This is a genomic window from Pannonibacter carbonis (assembly GCF_003012935.1).
Taxonomy (GTDB): Bacteria; Pseudomonadota; Alphaproteobacteria; order Rhizobiales; family Stappiaceae; genus Pannonibacter; species Pannonibacter carbonis.
In genome coordinates this window covers 48,277-71,984 of record NZ_PUDR01000001.1, presented here as the reverse complement: position 1 = coordinate 71,984, position 23,708 = coordinate 48,277, and the positions used below count along the sequence as shown (strand labels likewise).

The 23,708-nt window shown below is 65.9% G+C and carries 19 protein-coding genes; 8 read left to right on the top strand and 11 right to left on the bottom strand.

What is annotated here, in order from left to right; all coding sequences use genetic code 11:
- Positions 1-27 precede the first annotated feature (27 nt).
- A complete protein-coding gene (locus tag C8348_RS00325) occupies positions 28-357 on the top strand; it encodes an NHLP leader peptide family RiPP precursor (protein WP_106751277.1) in 330 nt (109 codons plus the stop codon).
- 84 nt (positions 358-441) lie between these two features.
- Positions 442-774, top strand: a complete 333-nt coding sequence (locus C8348_RS00320; RefSeq protein WP_106751276.1) for an NHLP leader peptide family natural product precursor — start codon at positions 442-444, stop codon at positions 772-774.
- Between the two features lie 500 nt (positions 775-1,274).
- Here C8348_RS00320 and C8348_RS00315 read toward each other — a convergent pair whose 3' ends face one another.
- From C8348_RS00315 to C8348_RS00290, 6 genes are read right to left on the bottom strand one after another with little or no spacing between them, the layout of a single operon-like run.
- A complete protein-coding gene (locus tag C8348_RS00315; protein WP_106751275.1) occupies positions 1,275-2,732 on the bottom strand; it encodes a chemotaxis protein CheW in 1,458 nt (485 codons plus the stop codon).
- A gap of 3 nt (positions 2,733-2,735) precedes the next feature.
- Positions 2,736-4,457 carry a response regulator gene (locus tag C8348_RS00310; RefSeq protein WP_106751274.1) on the bottom strand — a complete coding sequence of 574 codons (1,722 nt, stop codon included), beginning with the start codon at positions 4,455-4,457 and terminating at the stop codon, positions 2,736-2,738.
- Positions 4,454-4,948: a hypothetical protein gene (locus C8348_RS00305; RefSeq protein ID WP_106751273.1), complete on the bottom strand. Its 495-nt coding sequence runs from the start codon at positions 4,946-4,948 to the stop codon at positions 4,454-4,456. The genes C8348_RS00310 and C8348_RS00305 overlap by 4 nt, the downstream gene beginning before the upstream one ends.
- Positions 4,945-7,428 carry an ATP-binding protein gene (locus C8348_RS00300; RefSeq protein ID WP_198646870.1) on the bottom strand — a complete coding sequence of 828 codons (2,484 nt, stop codon included), beginning with the start codon at positions 7,426-7,428 and terminating at the stop codon, positions 4,945-4,947. Before C8348_RS00300 ends, C8348_RS00305 begins: the two co-directional genes overlap by 4 nt.
- Complete coding sequence (locus C8348_RS22070) at positions 7,415-7,900, bottom strand: hypothetical protein (RefSeq protein WP_198646869.1); 486 nt, start codon at positions 7,898-7,900, stop codon at positions 7,415-7,417. Before C8348_RS22070 ends, C8348_RS00300 begins: the two co-directional genes overlap by 14 nt.
- A 20-nt stretch (positions 7,901-7,920) precedes the next feature.
- Positions 7,921-9,846, bottom strand: coding sequence for a methyl-accepting chemotaxis protein (locus C8348_RS00290; protein WP_198646868.1), 1,926 nt, complete (start codon positions 9,844-9,846; stop codon positions 7,921-7,923).
- 213 nt (positions 9,847-10,059) lie between these two features.
- Here C8348_RS00290 and C8348_RS00285 point away from each other — a divergent pair, with 213 nt between their 5' ends.
- On the top strand, positions 10,060-10,461 hold the full coding sequence (locus C8348_RS00285) for a DUF3307 domain-containing protein (protein ID WP_198646867.1): 402 nt from the start codon (positions 10,060-10,062) through the stop codon (positions 10,459-10,461).
- Here the strand turns inward: C8348_RS00285 and C8348_RS00280 are convergent.
- Genes C8348_RS00280 through C8348_RS21855 form a run of 3 tightly spaced genes read right to left on the bottom strand, consistent with a single transcriptional unit; the run spans position 10,427 to position 13,258 of the window.
- The gene (locus C8348_RS00280) at positions 10,427-11,428 is read right to left on the bottom strand and encodes a chemotaxis protein CheB (protein ID WP_106751268.1); all 1,002 of its coding nucleotides are present in this window, start codon (positions 11,426-11,428) and stop codon (positions 10,427-10,429) included. The genes C8348_RS00285 and C8348_RS00280 overlap by 35 nt on opposite strands.
- Positions 11,425-12,234 (bottom strand): CheR family methyltransferase, encoded by an 810-nt coding sequence (locus tag C8348_RS00275; protein ID WP_157950327.1) that lies wholly within the window; start codon positions 12,232-12,234, stop codon positions 11,425-11,427. The genes C8348_RS00280 and C8348_RS00275 overlap by 4 nt, the downstream gene beginning before the upstream one ends.
- Positions 12,227-13,258: a hypothetical protein gene (locus C8348_RS21855; protein WP_157950325.1), complete on the bottom strand. Its 1,032-nt coding sequence runs from the start codon at positions 13,256-13,258 to the stop codon at positions 12,227-12,229. The genes C8348_RS00275 and C8348_RS21855 overlap by 8 nt, the downstream gene beginning before the upstream one ends.
- A gap of 550 nt (positions 13,259-13,808) precedes the next feature.
- On the opposite strand from C8348_RS21855, the gene C8348_RS00260 reads away from it, so the two are divergent.
- The 5 genes from C8348_RS00260 to C8348_RS00240 are packed head-to-tail and all read left to right on the top strand — an operon-like array spanning position 13,809 to position 21,733.
- Positions 13,809-15,344, top strand: coding sequence for an efflux transporter outer membrane subunit (locus C8348_RS00260; RefSeq protein ID WP_157950323.1), 1,536 nt, complete (start codon positions 13,809-13,811; stop codon positions 15,342-15,344).
- Between the two features lie 18 nt (positions 15,345-15,362).
- Positions 15,363-16,685: an NHLP bacteriocin system secretion protein gene (locus C8348_RS00255; RefSeq protein ID WP_106751263.1), complete on the top strand. Its 1,323-nt coding sequence runs from the start codon at positions 15,363-15,365 to the stop codon at positions 16,683-16,685.
- Positions 16,686-16,692: 7 nt separating this feature from the next.
- Positions 16,693-18,879 (top strand): NHLP family bacteriocin export ABC transporter peptidase/permease/ATPase subunit, encoded by a 2,187-nt coding sequence (locus C8348_RS00250; protein ID WP_106751262.1) that lies wholly within the window; start codon positions 16,693-16,695, stop codon positions 18,877-18,879.
- A 12-nt stretch (positions 18,880-18,891) separates the two neighbouring features.
- Positions 18,892-21,186: an NHLP bacteriocin export ABC transporter permease/ATPase subunit gene (locus tag C8348_RS00245; RefSeq protein ID WP_106751261.1), complete on the top strand. Its 2,295-nt coding sequence runs from the start codon at positions 18,892-18,894 to the stop codon at positions 21,184-21,186.
- A gap of 22 nt (positions 21,187-21,208) precedes the next feature.
- Entirely contained in the window at positions 21,209-21,733 is a 525-nt protein-coding gene (locus C8348_RS00240) for a cyclic nucleotide-binding domain-containing protein (protein WP_106751260.1), read from the top strand.
- Positions 21,734-21,740: 7 nt separating this feature from the next.
- On the opposite strand, the gene C8348_RS00235 is transcribed toward C8348_RS00240, so the two are convergent.
- On the bottom strand, positions 21,741-22,817 hold the full coding sequence (locus C8348_RS00235; RefSeq protein ID WP_106751259.1) for a saccharopine dehydrogenase family protein: 1,077 nt from the start codon (positions 22,815-22,817) through the stop codon (positions 21,741-21,743).
- Positions 22,818-22,931: 114 nt separating this feature from the next.
- Positions 22,932-23,705 carry an amino acid ABC transporter ATP-binding protein gene (locus C8348_RS00230; RefSeq protein ID WP_106751258.1) on the bottom strand — a complete coding sequence of 258 codons (774 nt, stop codon included), beginning with the start codon at positions 23,703-23,705 and terminating at the stop codon, positions 22,932-22,934.
- Positions 23,706-23,708 lie beyond the last annotated feature (3 nt).

Sequence of the window (23,708 nt, the reverse complement as noted above, 5' to 3'; positions counted from 1 at the left end):
CAGTGCGCCAACTGATGGAAAGATGCGATGTCTGAATTCGTGAACGGTCTGAGCCAGGCGAGAGCTCATATCGAAGCAGCCGTGATCAAGCGGGCCACTGAGGATCCGCAGTTCCGTGCCCTTCTGCTCGCCAACCCGCATGCCGCGCTCAAGGATCTGCTCGGGAATGACCCGATCCCGTCCCTGACGATCCGAGTTGTCGAGGAGGCCGCGGGTGAAGCGGTGCTCGTGCTGCCGCGCCAGATTGCGGAAGATGAACTCCCGGATGAACTGCTTGATTTTGCCGCCGGCGGCAATGCCAAGGAGTGCTGGTGGAAGTTCAACCAGTGGGCCTACAAGCAGGACTGGATGCCGTAAGGCGACGACGGCTGAGTGCTGTCGCCAGGGCTCAAGACGAGCCAGCCGTTTTAGGCTGGCGCGTCCTTTGGGAGGAACATTGCCATGACCGACTTTATCCAGACGATCGGAAAAGCCCGCGCCCATATCCAGACCGCGCTGCTGGAACGGGCTGCGGCAGATGCGAGCTTTCGTGACCTGCTGAAAAACAATCCGCATGCCGCCCTGCGCGAGCTGTTCGGTTCTGACCCGGTCCCGTCGATGAAGATCACTGTCGTCGAGAAAGCCGCCGGTGAAGTGACCCTGGTGCTGCCGCGCCAGATTGCCGAAGACGAGCTGCCGGACGATCTGCTGGACTATGCTGCTGGCGGGGCGTTCAAGGGCTGCAAGGGCGACGGCTGGACCTACCAGAAAGTAGAGCTGCCGGGCGTTCGCTGATCCTCGACCGGTGATTGGCGGGCAAGCTCGGAGTGGTCCGGAGCAAGGCATGCCGGCAGCTCCTTTGAGCCTGTGATCTGGTCGTATCTTTCCGCACACCCCCTCTCCCCCCTTGAGCGCGCGCTATCGCATGCGAAGCTTGGCGCATTTTCTAAGTGAACGACTGCGCTCGGAGCTTTAAACTCTGCTGGGCCTCTCTGCTCCCCTCCCCCTCGTGGGGAGGGGTTGGGGGTGGGGGGAGCGGACTTAAATCCAGATAGCTTACGTTTTTGGCCAAGCTGACTTCAGACGCTATGCGACCTGACGACCTCCTGTGCCCCCCACCCCTCACCCCTCCCCACGAGGGGGAGGGGGGCTGAGAGACCTCGAAAACTGTCTTGCGACACAAGCGATAGCACTGTCCTCAAGGTGAAGATGGGTGCTGTGGCAAAATCACACGTCATCAAAGTTCGCTGGCTCCCTGCCGAACACCCCGGAGTGATCCGGGGTTTTTTGTTGGGTCAGTGGATGCGGCGGGGCAGGAGGCGGTCGAGGGTGAGGACGGCCATCAGCCGGTCACGGACGCGGGCGACCGCATGGACCGGCAAGCCGCTCTGCTCGGCAACCTCGTCGAGGTCTTCTGCCGCAACGTCTTCGATGCGCAGGACCTGATCGACGGCAAGACCGGCGGTGGAGCCTTCCAGCTGCAACAGAACGCAGGGCGGCGTGTCGTCCGGTGAGGGCTGACCGGTGAGCCGCCGCCGCAAATCCAGAACCGGAACCACTTTGTCACCCGCGTCAGCCAGGCCATCGAAGCCGTTGCCGCCATCCGGCAAGGGCGAAAGGCGCACGGTGGACAGGATGCTGTCGACGCGGTCGAGGTCGATGGCGAAGAACTCGTCCCGGATGCGCAAGGTGAGGAACCGGTAGCCGGGCCGGGCGGCGGCGGTTCGTGCTGCCGCCACATCCGGCATGGGCATCTGTGCCAGGCCGTGGTGCTGGCCTTGGGGTGTCAGACGCTCGACATCGGCCAGACGTTCGCCGACGAGCGCAAGTGGTTCGATGATTGCCAGGATCCGCTCGTCGACGACGGCATAGCGGCTGATCCCGGCAATGGCGTCATCGGTGGAGAAGATCTCGTCGGGGCTCAGGGACAGGAGCCCCGGGGCGCGGTCTGCCAGAAGCGCGAAGGCGCGGCCGGTGGCAGGGTCCAGGATGCGCAAGGCGATGCTGTCGGCGGTCGTTGTGACGGCGACGTGATCTGCCGGGGTGTCCGGCGACAGGAGGGCGTCGGCGCGCACCACCAGCAGAGGCGTTTCCTGGTGCTGCATCAGGCCTGCAACCCAGGCCGGGGCGGCGGGCATGTGGCGCAGGTCAACCGGTTCAAGAACTTCTGAAATGATCGCCGTGGGCAGGGCAAAGCGGTCTGCGCCGATGTCGATCAGGAGATGGGCGATACGGTCCACCGCCGTCTCCTCTGTCCTCTCCTCCAGATCGGCAAGACCGACCGGATCGGCCGGAACAAGGGCGCCATCTTCGATGAGGCCTTCGGCATCCATCCGCGTGTCCGTGGCAAGGCGCACGTAGTCGAGCACGAGCCAGTTTTCGCCGCGCGCGCTGAGGCGCTGGGCCAGGAAAGCCGTTGCCTTCTCCGGTTCAGCTGGCGTTTGCACGGTCGCAGCATCCACCGCGACCATCGCGACGACATGGTCGACTTCCAGCGCCCGGACGTCGTCGCCATTGGCGAGGATGACAAGCGAGGTGGCGCTTGCCGGCGAGCGGGCGGGCAGGCCGAGCAGGCCAGCCAAGTCCATCAGCGGCATCACCCGGTCCTGCACGAAGACCAGCCCCTGCACGTGGCGCGGGCAGAAGGGCAGCGGCGTGATCGGAGCCGGCTCGTTGACCGACAGGACGAGATCCAGTGGCAGGGCCAGCCGGGTGCCAGACAGGGTGGCGAGGAGATACTCGATGTGCTCCACCGGTTATTTCTCCTTCAGGGACCAGACGCCGTCCCAGGGCATGGCGAAAGTTTCCGGATCCCGCGCCAGCGCGCGGCACCGGGTCAGCAGCGTTGCACTGGCAAGGTCCTGGGGGGCCAGTTCCAGCGCACGGCCAAAGGCGGCTTCGGCCATGGCGAAGGAGCCGATGCGGTAGGCGCTGAATCCGGTTGCGTGGGCGTCGAGCCAGTTGGCCTCGCTGGCAGCCGGGGCTTCGACGAAGATTTCGTACACCTCCGTCGGCCGGTCCTGCCCCTTGACGCGCACGACATCGACGAGGCGCATCGGGACGGGGCGGCTGAGCCGGGAAACGGTTTCGCCGCAGGCGAGGATGGAAGCGCCGTAGGTCTTGGTGATGCCTTCGAGGCGGGACGAGAGGTTCGCCGCATCCCCGATGACGGTGTAGTTCATGCGATCCGGCGAACCGATGTTGCCGGCCAGAACCGTGCCCGTGGCAAGGCCAATGCCGATGCGCAGGGGCTCCGGCAGGCCATCGCGGCGGCGCTCATTGACGAGATCCAGCGCCCGCAACATGACGCGGGCGGCCTCGACGGCCCGGTCAGCGTCGCCGCCGGTCGGTTGCGGCACGCCGAAGAGGGCCATGATCGCGTCGCCGATGTACTTGTCGATAACGCCGCCCTGATCGCGCAGCACATCGGCCATGAACGAGAAATAGTCGTTCAGCAGCCGGACGGTTCCCTGTGGTCCGAGCGCTTCGGCGAGCGAAGTGAAATTGCGGATGTCGGAGAACAGGATGGTCGCTGGCAGCATCGCCCCGGCGAGAGCATCGGGACCCTGGTCCATCATAATGCGGGCGACGGGATTGGACTGGGTGCGGGCAAGCACCGTTTCGAGGTCCTTCTGGCGCGAGATGTCCTCGAAGGAGACAACAAGCGACTCAGAGGGCGCCGCGAGCAGCCGGGCGTTGAGGCGCAGCGGGATCCAGTCGCCGCCCGGCGTTGCAAATTCGCAGTCTAGTGCCTCAAGAGGCTGGTGGGTGGTCTGGACGGCGGTGAGGTCTTCGGCGAGATCCTCGTTGTAGTCGGCAAAGACGGAGCGCAGCGGCAAGCCTTTCGGAAGGACTTCCATGCGCAGGATGGTGTGGGCGGCACGGTTTGCGGCAACAAGACGTGATGCGCTGTCAAACACGAGCACGCCGCTGCCAAGGGCCTCGATGAGACCGAGGGCGGAGGGCGCGACGTCAGCCGTGCCGCTGACCGCAGCCGTGAGCACGGGAGCATCCGCCTCGGTGGCATCGACGAGCACGGCGGGCAGGCCGAGGACGCGGCGGGCGGTGGTGACGATCTCCGAGGCACGCTGCTGCTTCAGGTCGAGACTGACCGCACCGGACGGCTTGGCGATGATGGCAGCGGCGCCCAGGCGCAGGGCCTCGAGCCGCTCGGCGGAATCGGCTGCGCCCACCAGCGATGACAGGATGATCACCGGGCAGGGCGAGCGCAGGCTGAGACGGCGCAGGGTTTCCAGCCCGGACATTTCCGGCATCTCGATGTCGAGGAGGATGAGGTCCGGGTTGAGCTTGCGCACCTGTTGCAGGGCGATCTTGCCGTTCTCTGCTTCGCCGGCAATTTCGAGCATGGGATCGCTGGCGATGATCTCGCTGACAAGGCGGCGGATGATGAAACTGTCGTCGACGACGAGGATGCGGCGGCGCATCACGCCGGCGGCCGGGGCTGGCTGATCGGTCATTCCAGTTCCTCCCGCAGCGGCGAAGGATCGACAGCGGCCGCGCGCAGGTGACGCAACAGGGTGAAAGGCGGGATCACAGGTTCGGCACGCAGGACGCAGACGGCAGTATCGCTTGCCGGGTCGACAATCACGCCGGACAGCCAGCGACGCAGCGCGCCAAGGGCAGGCGGCAAGGGCAGAACCTCGGTTGCGCCGTGATCCTCGATCCGTTCCACCCGATCGACAAGGCAAAGCCAGCCGGCGTTCTCGTCCGCAGACGCCATGCGAAGGCCGGTCGGATCCGGGCCGGCAACGTGGCCGAGGCCGAGCAGGCGGGCGGCATCGACGACCAGGCGGCTGTGCCCGGTCTTGCCCCGTGGCCGCGGCGTCTTGCCTGCCAGCGGCAGGACGGAACCGGACAGGCCACGGACGGATTGCACGGCCTCACGCGGGACCAGAACCGGCGTGCCGGCCAGATGAACGCGCAGATAGGCGGTCAGCGACTGCGTCATGGCCGCGGGTTCCCGGCGCTGCGCAGGCCGCGGTTGACCGCCCGGGCGGCAAGGTCAAACAGCTTGTCCGGATCGAGCACCAGGACAATGCGGTCGGCGCCCAGAATCGAGATGCCGCCGACGCCGGGCAGTTCGGCGACGCGCAGATGCGTTTCGCGGATGAGCAGTTCGGCACGGCGCAGGATGCGACGGGTGCGGAAGCCGACGCGGCGGCCCTTCCAGGAGCAGATGACGACGGACAGATCGGCGCCGGCATCGTCCTCGGGCGCAGGCAGCCGCATCAGCTCGCAGATGTCGAACAGCGGCAGGAAGCGGCCGCGCAGCAACAGCGACGGCTGGCCGTTGACGGACTGGACGCTGGCGGCCGGGAACACGGCGGTTTCGGCGACCATCGTTTCGGGGAAGCCGATGGTCTGCCGGCCGGTGTCGGCCAGAAGCATAGGGCGGATCGCGGCCGAGAGCGGCATGTCGAGGCGGAAGGTGGTGCCCTTGCCGGCCTCTGTTTCGATGTCGATGCGCCCGCCGAGACGGGTGACATTGACCAGCACGACATCCATGCCGACGCCGCGCCCGGAGACAGTGCTGGCTTCGCTGCGGGTGGAGAAGCCGGGTGTGAAGATGAAGCGGGCGATTTCCGCGTCGCTCATCCGGGCCAGATCCTCGACACTCGCCAGGCGCTGCGCGACAGCCTTCTCGCCGACACGGGCGATGTCGATGCCGCGTCCATCGTCGCTGACGGTGAGTACAAGGCGGTTGCCGTGCTGCTCTGCCGTCAGGCTGAGGCGCGCGGTGGCCGGCTTTCCGGCAGCGGCGCGTGCCTCTGGGGCTTCGATGCCATGATCGATCGAATTGCGGATCATGTGCATCAAGGGATCGAGCAGCATGTCGGCCATGCCCTTGTCGATCTTGATCGTACCGGCGCTCTGCTCGAAGCGGACGGACTTGCCGAGTTCCCGCGCGGCCTCGCGGACCATGCGCGGGAAGCGGGCGATGATGTTCTCGAACGGGATGACCCGGAGCCCCAGCGTGGCTTCGTGGATGAGGCTGATGAAGTGGCTGACCTCGGCTTCCAGCGTCAGGAAGTCACGCCGGTCGGCCATCAGGGCTTCGACCTCGGGCAGCATCTCGGGTGCTCGGGAGGACGCGTAGTCGTAGAGACGGCGCAGGGCCTCGCCGGAGCGGCTTTCGCTGGCCAGCACGTTGAGACGGCTGCCGAGCGTGAAGAAAGACCCGATGCGGCCGAACAGCCGGTCGAGCACTTCGACCGGGACACGGACCTGCGTTTCCTCGACCGCTGCCATCCGTGACGGGGCGGGCGCATCGCCGAAATGGGCCGGAGCGGTGGTGCCATCGAGCCAGGTCACCGACCAGGCCGACAAGTCCGGCCCGTTGACCAGATCGATCCCGGGCAATGCCGTGCCTTGACCGGCTGCCTCAAGGCCTTCCGGCATGTCCGCGCTGGTCACTGCAACGAGGAGGGCGAGGTGCGGCCGGCCGTCGACGGTCAGGCTGCGCGAGGCAACGAGGCCAGGCAGGGCCGTGACAAGGGGCCCGAGCGCTTCCGGCTCCGGCATCGGCAGGACGACTTCCGCCAGTCGCGCGGCGGGATCGGACGAAAAGCGCTCGAGCGCTGCGCCGGCAACGGCAGGGAGATGCAGCGGCGAGACTTTCCAGTAGGCGAGCCGGCTGATGAGGGCGGCAGGCAGGGCGGTGTCGCTGGCGAGGTCCAGTGAGGTCCCGGCGTCGCTCTCGAGGCCGAGCGACATGCTCACTTCTGCCCAGCCGGTTTCGGTGCCCGTCAGCGCTTCCAGCGTGCGGGCCTGGGCCACGATGCCGGACAGGATCGGTGCGGCCTGGTCAAGCGCGGCTTGGGCGAGAAAGCGGGCGCATCGTTCCAGCCCCGCCAGGCCGGTCTTGCGCGCTGCGTGGGCGAGAACATCTGCCGCCTCGTGCAGGGCAGCCTCGTCCCGGTCGGACAGGGCCTCCGACAGTTCCGACAGGAGTTCGGCGAGCAACTCGGCGAAGGCCCGGCCCATGTCGGGCTCCAGCCCAAGGGCATCGCGTGAGGCCGGAACACTCGCCTCAAGGCTTGCGGCCTGGGTGGGGCCACTGACCGAGAGCGCCTCGAGCTGGGTGGACAGGCCATCAGGTTCGGCGAAGCTGGTGAGGTCGCCCGTTGCCTGCGCCGAGCGGATCGCATCGACCAAACGCAGCAATGCGTCGATGACGTCAGGCGTCAGATCGCGTGTGCCGTTGCGGACCGGATAAAGGCAGGCCTCCGCCAGATGCGTGACCTGTTCCAGGCTGGCAATGCCGGCGACCCGGGCGAGGCCCTTGATCGAGTGGAAGGCCCGGAACAACACATCCACATCGGCGCGGGAGACGGCTGCCGTTTCGCTGGCCACAAGAATAGGCTCGATCACGCCGAGATGCTCGCCCGCCTCGGTGAGGAGATCGGCGGAAAAATCAGCTCCGGCCATGCGTGGTCTCCACGGGCGGGCGCGCAAGGGGCATCCTGCGGGCAGGGTCGCGCGCGAGGCGCTGGAGAGCGGAAAGAAGTGCTTCGCCTTCGGGGCCGGCCAGCGCGATGTCCGCCGTGCCGCACGCCTTGGGATGAACAAGGCTGGCGCCCCGGCTGCGGCACAGATCAGAGGTGCGCAGGTCGGCGCTGACATGAAGACCAATGACGGCGACGGGGGCCGGCTGGATCAGAACCGCCGACCCGACGAGCCGCGCAATATCCGTGACGCTGTCAGCGTCGATCAGCACGACATCCGCCGTCAGGCTGCGCAGGCCCGTCAGCACATCGGCGCTGCCGGTGACGGTGACACGGGCCTGCGGATCAGCCAGCAGCAGGGCGCGGATGGACAGCGCCAGTCCGGCGTCATCGCTGACGAGGGTCAAGTGCCAGTCATCCGCATCGTGCTGCGTGCTGTCCTCATGCGTGGCCATCGGTTCGTCTTTCCGCTGCCTCAAGGCATCTTGAAGGCGTCGATCCGCTGACGGGTCTCATCGGCCAGACGGGCCAGCTGGACCATGGTCGCGGTGATTTCCTCCGCGGCGGCCGAGTTTGACGTGGCGATGGACTTCAGTTCGCTGACGGTGCCGTCGATCTGGGTGATCGAGGCGCGCTGCTGCTCGATCGCCGCAACCGAGGCGTGGATCATCTGGGTGGTCTGGCGTGCCTCGCCCGAGATGCCCACGATGGCTGCGCGAACGGTGTCGGCCGCCTGCTTGCCTGCGAGGCTGTCCTCGCTGGCCTGCTCGACGATCTCGGCGATCTGGTTGGCATTCTGGCCGGCGCTTTCTGCGAGCTTGCCGACTTCCTGCGCCACCACGACGAAGCCCTTGCCGTGTTCCCCGGCGCGGGCTGCCTCGATGGCGGCGTTGAGCGAGAGGATGTGCGTGCGGTTGGCGATCTGGGCAATTACCTGGGTGATCTGGTTCACCTTGCGGCTGTTCTGGGCGATGCGGTCGACCAGCGTTCCCATGGCTTCAACCGAGGCGAGACCTTTTTCGACCAGACCTGTCGCGTTATCCGCCTTTTCACTGGCAAGTCTTGTGTTGTCGGAGACCTCGCGAATGGCGAGCATTGCTTCCTTGACCGCCGTCGCCACCTGGGCCAGCGATGAGTTCTGCATGCGGGCACCGTCCGCCACCTGGGACACGGCCATGCTGGCTTCACCCACGGACAGTGCCGTGCTGCGGGCCTTCTCGCCGAAGTCGCGGAACGAGGAATGCGAGACGTCCAGCAGCCGGTTGACCTGCTCGCCGATGTCGCGCAGGAAGCCGGTCTTGCCCTCAAGGCTCACGCGCAGGGTCAGGTCACCGGCCGCAGCCTTCGAGATGACCTCGCCGATCTCGCGGGTGGTTTCTTCCGCCTTCAGCATGGCCGCAATCTGGTCGGCGTTCTGCTTGAACACGTCCACCGCAGCAGCCATCTGGCCGATCTCGTTGGTGGAGCCGAGGCCAGGAATGGTGACGTTGCCATCGCCCTGGGCGAGGCGCGTCATGGCATGCGTCATCTGCTTCAACGGCGAGATGATGCCGCGGGCGATGACGACGGCGATGAAGAGACCGAACAGGATGCCACCGCCGGCAAGCATGGCGAGCAACTGCTGTGCGCTTGCCGTCTGGGAGGCGACAGTCGTGCTCAACTCGGCGATGCGCTCCTGCAGACGGTCGCGGAAAGCTGCGATGCTGTCCAGCAGCCCGCGTTCCTCGGGGGTGATGACGTCAGGGCCGCCAAGGCCAGCGGCAGCGATCAAGGCTTCTTGCCGCGCGACCAAGCTGCGGGCGGCTTCAACGAGCGACTGTTCCCGCAGTGTCAGCGAAAGAGACTGGAGCTTCGAAAGAGCGGTGGATGCGGCCGAGACCGTTTCGGGAGAGAAAGTCCCGGAGGCAAGAACGCTTGCAGCCACGGCATCGGCCACCGTCGGGGGAATTGCAAACTGGGCGTTGCCGGCCTTGAGCGCTTCGGAAAGTTCGCCGCTGCTGGCGACGATGGCGAGACGCTCCTGCATCAAGCTTTCGGCCCGCTTGCGGAAGGCGTCGAGGTTCTGGCGGATGTCCGAGACAAGCCCGGCTTCGGGATGACCGGCAATCAGTTCCTCCGCGCGGGAGATGGACTGCTCGATCAGTTTGGCCTGGGCCTGGGATCGGTCGAAATCCGCAGTGCGGCCAAAGGACAGGACGGCATTGGTGCGCAGACGGAAGCCTGTGAAGTTCCGGTCTGCAAGAAACATCTCGCCGACGGCGCGATAGAAGCGGTCCATCTCGGAAGACAGCCGGGAAAGATCACGGACCGACGTGTATCCCACCGCAGACAGCAGGCCGAGGAGAACAAGCAGAACGGCGGCAAGGCCGTAGATGCGGGTCGACAGAGTAATGTTCTTCAAGTTGCCCCCCGGAGGAAGACCGACGGATGCCAATCGCATCGACGGAAATTTACAAGCACGTGCGGTCTTTAGCCTTCGCGCGCGCGACCGCGACCGATCCACCCGGAATGTTCCAGGGCAAGGGCTGGAACTGGTGCCGAGACGGGTGGCAAGGTCACCCGCGCGTGGCTAATGACTAGCCATTGCAGATGCTTCACAGTTCCGGGGGAAACAGTGGCGATACCGGATCAAGTTCCCGTCGGGCTTTTGAGCGCCCTGTTTCTTGCGTTTCTGGCCAAGCATTTTCTGGCGGATTTCCTGCTGCAAACCTACTGGATGGCCGCCGGCAAGGAAAAGGCGCGGCACTGGTTGGTCCCGCTTTCAGTCCATGCGGGCATTCATGCGGTCCTGACCGGCCTTGTCTGCCTCTGGTTCGCACCCTGGCTGGTCTGGCTCGCTCTTGTGGATTTTGCCGTGCATTTCTGCATTGACCGGGGCAAGGCAGGGGCGGTGCGGGCCATTGGGGCGACGCCGGCGCGGGCGTCTTTCTGGTGGCTGCTGGGACTGGACCAGAGCCTGCATCATTTGACCCATTTCGGGTTCAGTCTTCTCCTGGCCGGCGCGAGCACAGTCTGACGAAAGACGGAGGCGGGGCCGAGGGATCCAGCCGCAGCGCGGACGGAAACCGGGTGAGCGCTGCGCCCGGCATTCCCGGGACTATGCAGGTGGCGGGCTCCTGTACATAAACCGGATTCTGCGCTTGCCCCAGAGCTGCGGCTCCCCTCGCGCCGTCCTCGCCCATGCCGCTGAGCACCAGGGCCATGGCCGGAATTCCGGCAGCCGCAGCCGATTGCATCAGGTGATCGGCATTGGGATGGAAGGGGCTTGCCACAGCCGGGCAAGGGCGCAGGGTGAGCATTCCAGCTGGTGTATGCGACAGGGTGAAGTCCTGTCCGCCCTTGAGGACATAGATGCCGCCGGATGCGAGGCGGGTCTGGCTGCCGATTTCGCTGACCGCATGACCGCTGACATCGGCAAGATGAGCTGCGAAGGCCTGCGTGCCGTGGTCCGGCATGTGCTGGGCGATGATCCAGGGCAAGGCCCCGACGGGGATGTGCTGCAACAGGCGCGCCAGGGCACCCGGGCCGCCGGTGCTGCTGGCCACCAGCAGGCAGGCCGGCGTTGCGTGTTTCGTTGCGGCTGCAAGTGAGGCAAGCGCCGGCGATGCTGGCAGCTCGGCCGGATCCGTAGTGGCTCCGACGGCGAGTGCCTGGTCAGCAACGGCCCGTCTGACACGATCCGGCAGGTCCCGGGCCCATGTGCCGACAGGGGGGCCGGGGACGGATGTATCGCGTGTGAGCGCAATCAGCCGAGGGCCCAGCCGGGCAAGGCCGGTCTGCAGGGCTGGCGTTGGCATGGCGGCCGCTGTCAGGGCCTCATCAAGCACCAGAAGGCCGGAAAACCGCGCTTCCAGCCGCTGTTGCAGATCAGCCGCCGTGATGCACTGGCTGAGCGGCGATGCCGGGAAGGCTTCGGCCAGGATACGGTGCAGGGCGGATCGTTCGAAGGCACCAGGGGCGGCGATGAGGATCGGGCGTTTCACGGGCGTGGCATGGCTCCTGCCATCGGTGTAGCCGTGACGGCGGGCCGGCCGGTGCGGCGCCAGAAAATGGCGCTTGCGGTCTCCACTGGCTCGAACAGGCCATTATCGCGCATGGTTTCCGAGGCTCCAAGAACGAGGATTCCCCCGGTCCGCATCGCGCTTGCGATGTTGGCGAGGGCCCTGTTGACGGCATCTTCGGTGAAGTAGATCAGCATGTTGCGGCAGAACACAAGGTCAGCTGGACCACCGAGTTCGGAGGACAACATCGGATCCAGCACATTGTGCACGCAAAATCTCGTCATGCTGCGCAAGTTGCTTGGCGCGTCCCAGACCTCGCCGCTGGCAAGCGGGAACGCCGGACGCGCAAACTCCGGCAGATCGCGAAAACTGCCCATGGCCTCCAGCCGCGTGTAACGGCCGAGGGTCGCTGCCGCGATGGCCGACGGGCTGATGTCCGATCCGATCACCCGCGACCTGCCCTTGCCTTCGGACTGGAGCAGGAAAGCCAGTGACCAGGCCTCCTCGCCGGTGGCACAGGCCGTGCTCCAGACCCGCAGCGCCGATGCTGAAAGCACGGGGTCTTCGCGCAGCATGTTGCGCAACATCGTCCACTGACCTGCATGCCGGAAGAAGGAGGTTTCCTGCACCAAAAGGCGTTCGATGAGATCTGCCGGGGTGTTCTGGAACGGAAACAACTGGTGCGTGCCGAGCCGTGCGCCGATGTAGGACGGGGCGATGCCGGTTTGCCGCGAAAGGCGCTCGATCAGGGATGGAGTGCCTGGCCGGGTGGGCGCGACCTCAGTCAAGGGTAAGGACGAATGCCATGAGATCGGCGAACCAGGCATCGGCAGCCTGATGCAGCGCCGGAAGGACCTCGACGTCGCGGCCACCTTTGGCGTGGAGCTTGATGAAGCCGCTGGCTTCGGCCTGTTCCATCAGCAAGCGCGCATGGGTGCGCGAGACGCCGGTGTGGCTGGACAAGGTCTCGAAGGGCAGGCAAAGCCGGGCGCAGCCAGTCTGCTCGACCTCGCCGAGCAGCAGCAGGAAGGTGAGGTAGCCCCCGTCACGCGCGGCAAGACCCTGGATCTGAGGATGAGCTGCGCGCAGCGCAAAGTATGTGTCGATATGCGGCGAAAGCGCCCGATGCCAGGCACGATGGCCGGCGCCTGCGGTTGCAAGATCCCTGTTGGACCAGGCGGGAACTTGCGGATCAAAGCCTGGCCCCGTGTCAGGGGGGGCGACAAACGCCGATCCGCCGACGCGGGTCCGGGTCAGGAGGCTGCAAAGCGCGGGGCCCGGTTGATGAATATCGCGGAACAGGGCCAGCGGTTGGACCATCGCCTCGGCCAGCACCGCATCGCAGCCCCAGAGCCGGGGTGTCGGCAGCAGCAGCGTGACGCGCAGGTCTTCCTCCGCCTTGCGGCGTTCCAGAAAGCTGTAGCGCTCCAGGATCGCGACGAGCGCTTCTATCCGGTTGCGGCTTGCCAGTTCTGATCCTGCAAGTCTTGCCTGCAGCCGCCCAAGGGTCAGCCACGTCTCACGCTCTTCGGCCTGCTGGCCGGCAGCCAGATGCAGCAGCGTCTGGATTGTCAGGTAGCGGCCTTCCTCCAGCAGCAGCCGGCTCAGAAGATAGTCGCCGCGAAACAGCTGGGTCAGGTTGGCGATGATGGCCTTGCGCGCGTCGCTGAAGGCTGGATGGGCCAACAGGTTCGCCATGACCGCCGTCCGGTCCGGGCGCGCGGTGCTGCCGGTCGCGATGCACCCGCCGGCGGGCTTGGCCGGCTGTGCAGTCGTATCCAGTCTGTCCGGTCGCTGAACCAGGGCGTTCATGCAGGTCCTTCATTTCGGCTTGCGGCGACTTGCTCGCTCGAATGGATCGAGACTGGCGCCGGGGCGGTTCAGGTGTTGCCCGTTCTTGCCTGAAGCTTGTCGTGTCGGCTTGCGAGCTGCGTTTTGTCGAGGTCCGACGACGAACCCTGAACGATACTTACCACGCCGGCGGATCATATAAAGATGTGAACCATCAACGGGCGTTGATGCACTCACTTGCGCGGGTCGACTATTGTCCCGGTGGTTTGATGAGCGAGTTTATTTTCAATATTCATTTCTGTGAATGATTGCTGGTCAGGAGGATTCTTGGCCTTTTGTTCGGTGAGTTTTGTTGGTGGTTGGAAAAGATAGTCGTTTACTTTCTTTAAAATGCATCGAGGGGTTGCTTGAGTGGGCAAGTGCAAACCTGTCAAGCCGGGCCGGAGAGATCATCGGCAGGCGATGACAAAAACGGGGTCTATCCGAGATAACCGGACAGACAGGGCGTAACAGGGGAAATGGGGCGGCAGGTTTGCCGGCAAGCGCGGGCGTAATTCAGGTCATGTGTCGAGTGTCGTTTGCCCGTGTTCGCGATTTGGGGCGCAATGTCGCGGCTATGTTTCTGGTCGGCACTTTGGCCGGCTGTGCTGCAATGGGCGAAGCCTTGACGCCGGAAACGCCGGGCGCAGTTGCGTTGCCAGAGCGTTTTGTCCATGCAGGCGGACTGGCGCAAGCCAGCATGACCTCGCCCGAGTTCTGGACCGCGTTCCGGTCTCCCGACCTTACCGACTTGATCCGCCGCGCGGAGCTGGGTAGCCGGGACATTACCGTTGCGATCGCGCGCTTGCGACAGGCAGAGGCGGGGGCAGACGAAGCCTTCGGCGGGTTGCTGCCGAGCGGCGGTCTTGGCGGCACCCAGACCACATTCAAGGCATCGGCAAACACGGCGGGCTTGCCAGCCGGCGTCAGCATGCCGGTGCGCCAGCAGCGCAAGGTCGGTCTCAACGCCAGCTGGGAGCTGGACTTCTGGGGCAAGGCCAGCTCGAACTTCGAGGCCGCCAGCAACCGCGCCGATGCTGCGGCCTTTGCCGTTGCCGCGACCCGGCTGGCGGTGACCTCTGAAACGGCCTTGTCCTATGTCCAGATCCTGTCCCTGCGCGACCGGCTGGCGCTGGGGCGCGAGAACCTGACCTTGGCGCGCAAGGTGCAGGACAACGTCAAGGCACGGGTCGAGGCGGGATCTGCGACGCAGATCATGCTGGCGCAGCAGGAAACGGTTGTTTTGCAGCAGGAGGCCACGGTGTTGCGCCTGCAGCGGACCCTGGCGCAGGAAGAGGTGACGCTTGGCCTGTTGATCGGGGCAACGCCCGGCGAGGTCAGGATCACGCGCGGCAGCCTCGGCAAGCTCGCGATTCCGAAGCTTGGGGTGGGAACTCCGGCTGATCTTCTGCGCCGCAGGCCTGATGTGCGGCAGGCAGAAGAGTTTGTCGCGGCTTCGGCGAACAATGTCGCCAGCGCCCGGGCGGCGATGTTGCCGAGCCTGACGCTGTCGTTGCAGAAGGGCTTCGAAAGCCTGACCACGGGGGCCCTGTTCTCCGGCGCGGCCGGTGTCTTTTCGGTGGCCGGACAACTGACGCAGCCGATCTTCGACGCGCCGCGCCTTCTGGCGCAGCTTGAGGGGACGCAGGCGCGGCGGCAGGAGCTGATCGCCACCTATCAGCAGGCGGTGATGACCTCGCTGTCCGATGTCGAGAAGGCGCTGATTGCCTATGGCGGACTGGCCCGGGAGGAGAAAGTCGCCGGACGGGCCACCGCAGCTGCGCGCCGCGCCTATGAACTGACGCTTGAACAGCTGGATGCAGGGCAAGTGGACATGACCACCGTGCTCAACACCCAGCGCGACTATTTCACCGCTGTCGACAGCCTGCAGCAGGTGCGTCTGGCGCGGTTCCAGTCCGCGATCGCACTCTATCGTGCGCTCGGTGGCGGCTGGACCGACGAGGACGTCGCCAGACTGATTGCCGAACGTGAGGCCATCGACGCGGCGGCCGCGCCCGCCAGCAAGACGGTGGCCATTGCCCCTGGATCTGCCGGGGCGGTGAATTGACCTTTCGAAAGACCGTAGATGTCGACTGACGCCAACGCCTCCAGCTCCTCCCCATCCGCATCGCAGCCGCCGGTCGAAAACCAGGCGGCCCGCCTGTTCCGCAAGTCCGCGCTCGACCGGTTGTCCTCGCCCGAGCAGCTGGACCAGTTGATCCGGCTCACCCGGCCACGCGACTGGGTGGCAACGCTCGTCGTTCTGCTCTTGATCGGGCTCGCGGTGACGTGGTCCTTCCTCGGCCGGGTGCCGGAGCGGGTTAAGGGGTCAGGCATCCTCATTACGTCCGGCGGCCGTGTTGTCGATGCCGTGGCAACAGGTGAGGGAACGCTGGCGGAAATTCTGGTGCCGGTCGGCGGGCGTGTGACGCAGGGCGAGGAAGTTGCCCGTGTGATCCAGCCCGGCTTGCGCCAGCAGTTGGAGAACATCCGGGCGGTGGTTGCCGAGCGCAGCGGCCAGCTGGAAATCCTTCGGGGCCAGATCGACGAAGGCAGCCGGGCGACGAAAGACACGCTGGAAGCCCGCGCGAAGATGCTCGACCTGCGGGTCAAGGACGCGCTGGAGCGGGTGTCGGTGCTGGAAAAGCAGGCAGCGCAGGATGCCTCGCTGTTTGATCGCCGTCTCATCACCTGGCAGCAGCTCAACGAGACGCGTCAGGCCCTGGCGCAGGCGCGCCAGACCGAGCTCGAGGCACGCAGCCAGATATCGCAGCTGGAAAGCGAGGACATCACCCAGCGCAATGCCAACCTGCGCGATATCCGCAGCGCCGAGGAGCGGCTGGCTGATGCACGCCGCCAGATGGCTGAAGTCGAGATCCAGCTGCGCCAGCAGGAGACCATCGTGAGCCCCGCCTCCGGCCGTGTGACAGAATGGAAGGCCATTCCGGGCACGCGCATTGCGCCGGGACAGCCGCTGATCAGTGTCGAGAGCGGGGCGAGCGGACTGGAGCTGCTGCTGTATCTGCCGCCCAACGACGGCAAGCGGGTGAAGCCTGGCATGAGTGTGCAGATTGCCCCGTCCACCGTGCGCCGCGAGGAATACGGGATGATGGAAGGTCAGGTCAGCGACGTGTCGGACTTCCCGTCAACGGCGCAGGCGATGCAGGCGGTGCTGCGCAATGACCAGCTGGTCCAGAGCTTCTCGGAGAAGGGGGCGCCTTATGCCGCACGCATTGCCCTGACGCGGGATCCGGCAACGCCGAGCGGCTTTGCCTGGTCGGGCGGGTCCGGGCCGTCGCAGCAGTTCACCAGCGGGTCGCTGGCCGCTGCCGAGGTGACCGTGGCCTGGCGCCGGCCGATCAGCTACGTCATTCCCTGGCTGCGCAAGCTGACGGGTCTGGCCGGGTGAGCGCGTCATGAGCGAGCAGAAAACCCCGATCAAGCCGCAGCATCGCCGGCGCAAGCAGACCCCGTCCATCCTGCAGATGGAAGCGGTGGAATGCGGCGCGGCGAGCCTTGCGATGATCCTGGCGCATTATGGCGCGTGGATCCCGCTGGAGGAACTGCGCATCGCCTGCGGCGTCTCGCGCGACGGCTCCAAGGCCAGCAACGTGCTGAAGGCCGCCCGCCGTTACGGGATGACCGCCAAGGGATACCGCAAGGAACCGGAGGGTCTGGTTGACCTGCCCTGGCCGGCGATCCTGCACTGGAACTTCAACCACTATGTGGTGTTCGAGGGCATGAACGCGACGCATGCCTTCATCAATGACCCGGCGACCGGCCCGCGCATGATCACGCGCGAGGAACTGTCGGAAGCCTTCACCGGCGTGGTGCTGACCTTCGAGCGGACGCCGGAGTTCCGCCGCACGGCCAAGCCCGCCGGTCTTCTGGCTGCCTTCCGCAGCCGGGTTGCCAATTCCAAGAAGGGGCTGGGGCTGATTGCGCTGCTCAGCCTTGCCATGGTGATCCCGGGCGTTGTCCTGCCGGTCTATGCCAAGCTGTTCGTCGACGGCGTCTTGATGATGCAGCAGGAGCACTGGGTAAAACCGCTGTTCATCGCGCTGGCTGCAACGGCGGTGATCCGGGCTGCGCTGACCCATCTGCGGGCCTCGCTGATCCTGAGGCTGCAGACCAAGCTGACCATCACCGGGGCGAGCGCCTTCATCTGGCGGGTGCTGCACCTGCCGATGGCATTTTTCTCGCAGCGAAGTCCCGGCGAAATTGCCGAACGCATCGAGGCGAGCGGCCGGGTGGCCGAGGTGATCTCGTCGGACATGGCCAATGCCATCCTGAACTGGGGCACGCTGGTGTTCTTTGCCCTGGTCCTGATCGGCTACGATCCGGCGCTCGGCCTCATGACCGTTGCCCTCGGACTGCCGAACCTGTTCGTGCTGCGCCTTGTGCAGAAGCGGCTGCGGCAGGATTCGATCCGCCTGTCGGTGGAGCAGGGCAAGCTCGGCGGGGCGACTGTCGGGATCATCTACAACATCGAGACCATCAAGGCGTCGGGGCTGGAAACCAGCTCGTTCGGGCGCTGGGCCGGCATCCACGCGCGAATGCTCAACACATCGCAGGCGCTGGGGGCCAAGTCGATGATCACCTCGCTTGCGCCCACGCTGCTGAGCGGCCTGATCGATGCGGCGATCCTTGGTGTCGGGGCAATGCGGGTGATGCAGGGCGGGCTGACGATCGGCGATCTGGTGGCGTTCCAGCTGCTGGCGGCGAGCTTTACCGCACCGCTGGTCAGCCTGGTCGAATTGTCGCCGAAACTCGCCAGTATCCGCGCCGATCTCAACCGGGTGGATGACGCCATGCGCAATCCGCCGGATCCGCTGACCGAACCGCCGGCGGACGGAGGGGTCGGCGGGCCGGTGCTGCTCGGTGGGCAGCTCGAGGTCAACGCGATCCGCTATGGCTACAATCCGCTGGACGAACCGCTGTTTGACGGGATTTCCCTGTTTGCGGCGCCGGGCGAGAGGATCGGGCTGGTGGGGCGATCGGGCTGCGGCAAGTCTTCGCTCGGCCGCATCATCTGCGGCCTTGTCGCGCCGTGGTCCGGCGATGTGCGCATCGACGGCATTCCCCTCAACGATCTCGACCAGTACCGGCGTGCGGCGAATATTGCTTATGTCGACCAGGAAATTTTCCTGTTCGAGGGAACGGTGCGGGAGAACCTCACGCTCTGGAATCCGGATGTGCCGGACAATGTTATCACGCGGGCGCTGGAGGATGCGGCGATCCTTGATGACATCGTGGCGCGGTCCGGTGAGTTGGACGCGCATGTCGAGGAAGGCGGGCGCAATTTCTCTGGCGGTCAGAGGCAGCGGCTGGAAATTGCAAGGGCACTGGTCGGCGACCCGGCGGTGCTGATCCTCGACGAGGCGACGGCGGCGCTGGATCCGCAGACGGAAAAGCTGATCGACGACAATCTGCGCCGGCGTGGCTGCACCACCATCATCATCGCGCACAGGCTCAGCACCGTGCGCGACTGCAGCGAGATCATCGTCATGGACACGGGACGCATCGTCGAGCGCGGAACCCATGACAGCCTGATGGCGGCAGACGGCGACTACGCCGAGCTGATCCGCTCGGGCGGACATTGAGGAGGCGGGACGATGCATGAGACCCGGCCATCCCCCGATGAGAACGGCGCTGACGCCGGCCTTGCGCCCCTTGCAGCCTCGGGCGGCGAGGACTGGCGCGAGCGCCGCCGCCGGCGTGGTGAGGCGATCACGACCGACGCGCTGGCTGAACTGGCCGAGCGCGGAGGAGCGGCCGCAAGGGGCAGCGCGCTCGCCCTGACCGCCGGCACTGATCCGCTGAAATCCGCGCTCGTCTGCGTGCTCTCGGCCATGGCCGTGACGCCGCGGCTTGAGGCCTTCGAGATGGCTGCGGAGACCCGTGACGCGGGCGCACGGCTGCAGGCTGTGCTGGCGCGGCACCAGATGATCTCGCGCAGTGTCCTGCTGCGGCCGGGCTGGACGCGCCAGCCGGGACCGCCGATGCTCGGCTATCTCGGGCCGGAACGGCGGCCTGTGGCGCTGATCTGCATCAAGGGGCAGTGGGTGATGCGTGACCGGGGCGTTGCCCGCCCCGTCGCGCGCGACGCCATGGAAGGCAGCGGCGAAGGCGGACTTGCGGCCGATGCGCTGCAGCTCTATCCGGCGCTGCCCTCCCATCCGCTGCGGTTCCGGGACCTGTTCTTCTTCGGATTTGCGACGCTCGGGGCCGACCGGGTGCGTCTGGTGGCCTTGATGCTGGCAGCGGCCTTGCTGGCCATGCTCGTGCCCTATGGCTCCCGCTTCCTGATCAGCAATGCCATTCCCTATGGCGACATCGGGCTGACCGGTGTCATCGTCGGCGGGCTGGTGGCGGCGGCACTGGCGCGCACCGTGTTCGAGGCCGGCAAGGCGCTGACCATGTTGCGGTCGGAACTTGGCTTCGAGGGCCGGCTGCAGCCGGCGCTGCTGCTGCGGCTCCTGCGCATGCCGCCGGCGTTTTTCCGCGCTTTCTCCGTGGGCGATATCACGGACCGTGTGCTGGGTATCCAGAGCGCGCGCCAGGTGATCACCCAGAGCTTTTCGAGCGCTGCGGCGAGCAGCGTCTTCAGCCTGATCAGCCTCATTCCGATCCTGACGGTCGACTGGCGGCTGGCGCTGCTGGCGCTGGGACTGGCGCTGGTTCTGGGGGCTGCGAATGGTTTTGTCAGCTACCGGGGCCTGTTGCACGAGCGCCGGCGCCTGACCGAGAAAGGACGGCTCGACAGCTTCGTCGTGCAGATGCTGATGGGGCTCGGCAAGCTGCGCGCCTCGGCCAGCGAACGAATGGGCTTTGCCCGCTGGGCCAGCCTGTTTTCGCGCAACATCGGCCATACGGTCGCCGCTGGGCGCTGGGCGAACTGGCAGGCGACGCTGGATGCCTTGCTGCCGCAACTGGCGACGCTGACCCTTTATGCCACCATCGTCTATCTGATGAAGGCGGATGCGCTGAAAGGCGGCACCGCGCCGGCGTTCTCGCTGGCAGACTTCGTCACCGTGACAACGGCCTTCGCGCAGGTTCTGGCGGCAATCTCGGCGCTGGCGGGAGCGCTGACGCAATCGCTGACGGCCATTCCGCTGATCGAGCGTGCTGAGCCGATCATCTCGGCCGTGCCGGATACCCCGCCGGTCGACAGCCGTCCGGTGACGCTCGCCGGGGCCATCGATATCCGCAACGTGTCGTTCCGCTACAGCGAGATGGCACCGCGCGCGCTCAGCGAACTGACGGTGAAGATCGAGCGGGGGGAATTCGTCGCCATCGTCGGGGCCTCGGGCTCGGGCAAGTCGACGCTGCTGCGCCTGCTCCTGGGCTTTGACCGGCCGGAGCTGGGCGACATCTTCTATGACGGGCATTCGCTAAACCGGCTCGACCTGTCGGACCTGCGCCGCCAGATCGGCGTGGTGCTGCAGCATGGCCGGATCATGGCCGGCAGCATTCACGCCAACATCGCCGGCGAAAGCGGCCTCGGCCTTGATGAGGCGCTGGAGGCGGCGCGGCTGGTGGGGCTGGACCGGGATATAGAGCAGATGCCGATGGGCATGCATACGGTGCTGCTCGATGGCGGTGGCACCCTGTCCGGCGGACAGCGGCAACGCATCCTGATCGCGCGCGCGCTGGTCAGCAAGCCTGCGATCCTGCTGCTGGACGAGGCCACCAGCGCGCTCGACAACCGCACGCAGGCCATCGTCACCGAGACGCTGGCGAACCTGCCCGTCACGCGCGTCGTCATCGCGCACCGGCTCAGCACCATCGAGAAGGTGGACCGGATTGTCATGCTGGACCGTGGCCGGGTGGTCGAGACCGGATCATTCACGGAGCTGATGCAGGCGAACGGGGCCTTTGCCGCCCATGCCCGCCGGCAGCTCGTCTGAGATTTTTTGAGGGAGTTATTTCATGCGCAAGGTGCTTTACATCCTTGGTCAGCTCGATGATGCGGACATCGCCTGGATGGGGCAGGCCGGCCGGCGGGTGAGCCTCAAGCCGGGCCAGGTGCTGATCGAGGAAGGGCGCGCGACGGCGCATCTGTTCATCGTGCTGGACGGGCAGGTGGATGTGCGCGTCAGCGGCGTCGGCGTGGTGGCGAGCCTGTCGAGCGGTGAGATCCTGGGTGAAATGTCCTTCGTCGACAAGGCCCCGCCCTCGGCAACGGTCGAGGCGGCGCGCGAAACCCGCGTGCTGGCGCTGGAGAAGGCGCTGATCGAGAAGCGCCTCGCCGAGACACCGGCCTTTGCGGCGCGGTTCTACAAGGCCCTGGCTATTTTCCTTGCCGACCGCTTGCGCACGACGACGCTGCGCGGCAAGGGCGGCAGCGCGCCGGCCGAGGACGAACTGGACGACATGGTGCTGGACGGAGTGTCCATGGCGGGCCTGCGGTTCCAGCAGTTGCTTGAGCTGCTGGATCGGCCCGAGGCTGTGTGAAGCAGCCTCAGGCTTCAAGCAGGGGCGCGATGAAGGGCGAGGCAAGCAGTGTGCCCGCATCGAGCATCTGCGGTGTCACCATGCCTGCTGCAGGCAAGAGACCGTCTGCGAGCGCGCAGATAAGGCTGGTCGCATAGCCTGTTGCAAGTGATGTCAGCGCATTGAACGGGCCAACATCGGGGTTGGGGGCAAAGCTGTAGCGGAGGGTTCGCTCACTTGGCTGTCGCCCCCGTGTCCCGCGAGCGGTCAACAGAACATGCAGCACATCGTCCTCGATCACCGGCAACCCGTTCATCAGCAGAGACCGCAGCATGTCCCGGCGATGGCGCAGGCCCAGGTCATCCAGCAGGAAGCGCATGTAATCGAGATGACCGGGGTAACGTATGGTCTTCACCGTGACGTTGCGCGGCGCAAAGGGGGCAAAGACGTCGAGGTCGCACATGCCGCCGGAGGTGGTGAAGGCCTCCAGCGCCATGCCGTCGACGGTGAGGCGCTCATAGTCCTCGAGCGGACTGACGTTCACCCGTTGGCTATCGCGGATCGCGGCGCTCGGACGGGTGTATTCCTCGATCAAGCCGTCAACATTCCAGATCTGGCCGTAGCCGAGCCGGTTGGTCGGGTAGCGCGGGATGGCGCCGACCCGAATGATCAGATCGCCGACCGGTGAAAAGCCCTGAAGCAGGGAGGCGGCCAGTGCACCGACGAACCCGGGCGACACACCGCTCGCCGGAAGAACGGTTCGTGTGCGCGCAAGATCGGCGAGAATCGGTTTTAGCGGGTCGGGTGTCGAGACGAAGTCGAGATAGTGGCAGCAAGCCTTGAGAGCCGCCGAGGCGACCATGGGGAGTGCCTGGTCGGGAACTGCCCCAATGACGAGGTCACAGCCGGGGGCGAGCGCCTGATGCTCTTCCCCGCGCGGCAATCGCAGCAGCCGAACCGCCGGGGAGTGCGCCCGCAAGGGCTCAAGCGCGTCCTCGGAAACATCGCAGACGGTCAGTTCAAAACGGCCGGTGCGGGCAAGGAGTGTGGCAAGGGCGCTGCCGATGTTGCCGGCTCCGAAAATGGTAATGCGCTTGAGGGTCATTCCGGTGTCCTCGTACCAAGGCTTGCGGACGCGGCTGCATCCCGCCTTGAAAATGCTTGTGCATCGCGCAGGTCCGACCGGATCCCGATGGCTGGATTGCACCGGGGTCCGAGCTCAGGCCTTGAAACGGGCAACAAAGGCCTGCAGGCGCGGATTGGCGGGATTGAGAATGACCTCGGCCGGACTGCCTTCCTCGGCGATGACGCCCTGGTCCAGAAAAAGCACGCGGCTTGCGACCTCGGCGGCAAAGGCCATTTCGTGGGTGACGATGGCCATGGTCATGCCAGCCTCGGCGAGCGAGCGAATGACCGCCAGCACCTCACCGACCAGTTCCGGATCGAGCGCACTTGTCACCTCATCGAGGAGCAGGACATCCGGCTGCATGGCAAGCGCCCGGGCAATGGCGACGCGCTGCTTCTGGCCACCTGACAGGTGATTGGGGAAGGCTGCATGCTTGTCGGAAAGACCGACCTGGGCCAGGAGGTCCTTGGCCAGCTCTTCTGTTTCCCGACGCGGGCGCTTGCAGACGACAATTGGCCCTTCAGTGACGTTCTGCAGCACGGTCTTGTGCGGGAACAGGTTGAAGTGCTGGAATACCATGCCGACGTGACGCCGCAATGTGCCGATGCCGATTGCAGCTTCGCTGTCGCGAAAGGATTCGCCTACCGGCTTGTCACGGAAACGGATCTCGCCGCCGGTCGGGTGCTCCATCCGGTTCAGGCACCGGATGAAGGTCGACTTGCCCGAGCCGGACGGACCAATGAGGGCGACGACCTCGCCGCGAGCGAGACCGAGGTTGAGGCCTTTCAGCACCTCATGGGTGCCAAACGTCTTGCGCAGGCCGATTGCCTCGATGACAGGTGCGGTGGCCGTGGATGTGGTGGTCATCTG

Excerpts from the sequence above, each read along its gene's own strand:
- C8348_RS00325 (WP_106751277.1), top strand. The coding sequence starts at position 28 with ATGTCTGAATTCGTGAACGGTCTGAGCCAGGCGAGAGCTCATATCGAA.
- C8348_RS00320 (WP_106751276.1), top strand. The coding sequence starts at position 442 with ATGACCGACTTTATCCAGACGATCGGAAAAGCCCGCGCCCATATCCAG.
- C8348_RS00310 (WP_106751274.1), bottom strand. The coding sequence starts at position 4,457 with ATGACCGATCAGCCAGCCCCGGCCGCCGGCGTGATGCGCCGCCGCATC.
- C8348_RS00305 (WP_106751273.1), bottom strand. The coding sequence starts at position 4,948 with ATGACGCAGTCGCTGACCGCCTATCTGCGCGTTCATCTGGCCGGCACG.
- C8348_RS00300 (WP_198646870.1), bottom strand. The coding sequence starts at position 7,428 with ATGGCCGGAGCTGATTTTTCCGCCGATCTCCTCACCGAGGCGGGCGAG.
- C8348_RS22070 (WP_198646869.1), bottom strand. The coding sequence starts at position 7,900 with ATGGCCACGCATGAGGACAGCACGCAGCACGATGCGGATGACTGGCAC.
- C8348_RS21855 (WP_157950325.1), bottom strand. The coding sequence starts at position 13,258 with ATGAACGCCCTGGTTCAGCGACCGGACAGACTGGATACGACTGCACAG.
- C8348_RS00255 (WP_106751263.1), top strand. The coding sequence starts at position 15,363 with ATGTCGACTGACGCCAACGCCTCCAGCTCCTCCCCATCCGCATCGCAG.
- C8348_RS00250 (WP_106751262.1), top strand. The coding sequence starts at position 16,693 with ATGAGCGAGCAGAAAACCCCGATCAAGCCGCAGCATCGCCGGCGCAAG.
- C8348_RS00245 (WP_106751261.1), top strand. The coding sequence starts at position 18,892 with ATGCATGAGACCCGGCCATCCCCCGATGAGAACGGCGCTGACGCCGGC.
- C8348_RS00240 (WP_106751260.1), top strand. The coding sequence starts at position 21,209 with ATGCGCAAGGTGCTTTACATCCTTGGTCAGCTCGATGATGCGGACATC.
- C8348_RS00235 (WP_106751259.1), bottom strand. The coding sequence starts at position 22,817 with ATGACCCTCAAGCGCATTACCATTTTCGGAGCCGGCAACATCGGCAGC.
- C8348_RS00230 (WP_106751258.1), bottom strand. The coding sequence starts at position 23,705 with ATGACCACCACATCCACGGCCACCGCACCTGTCATCGAGGCAATCGGC.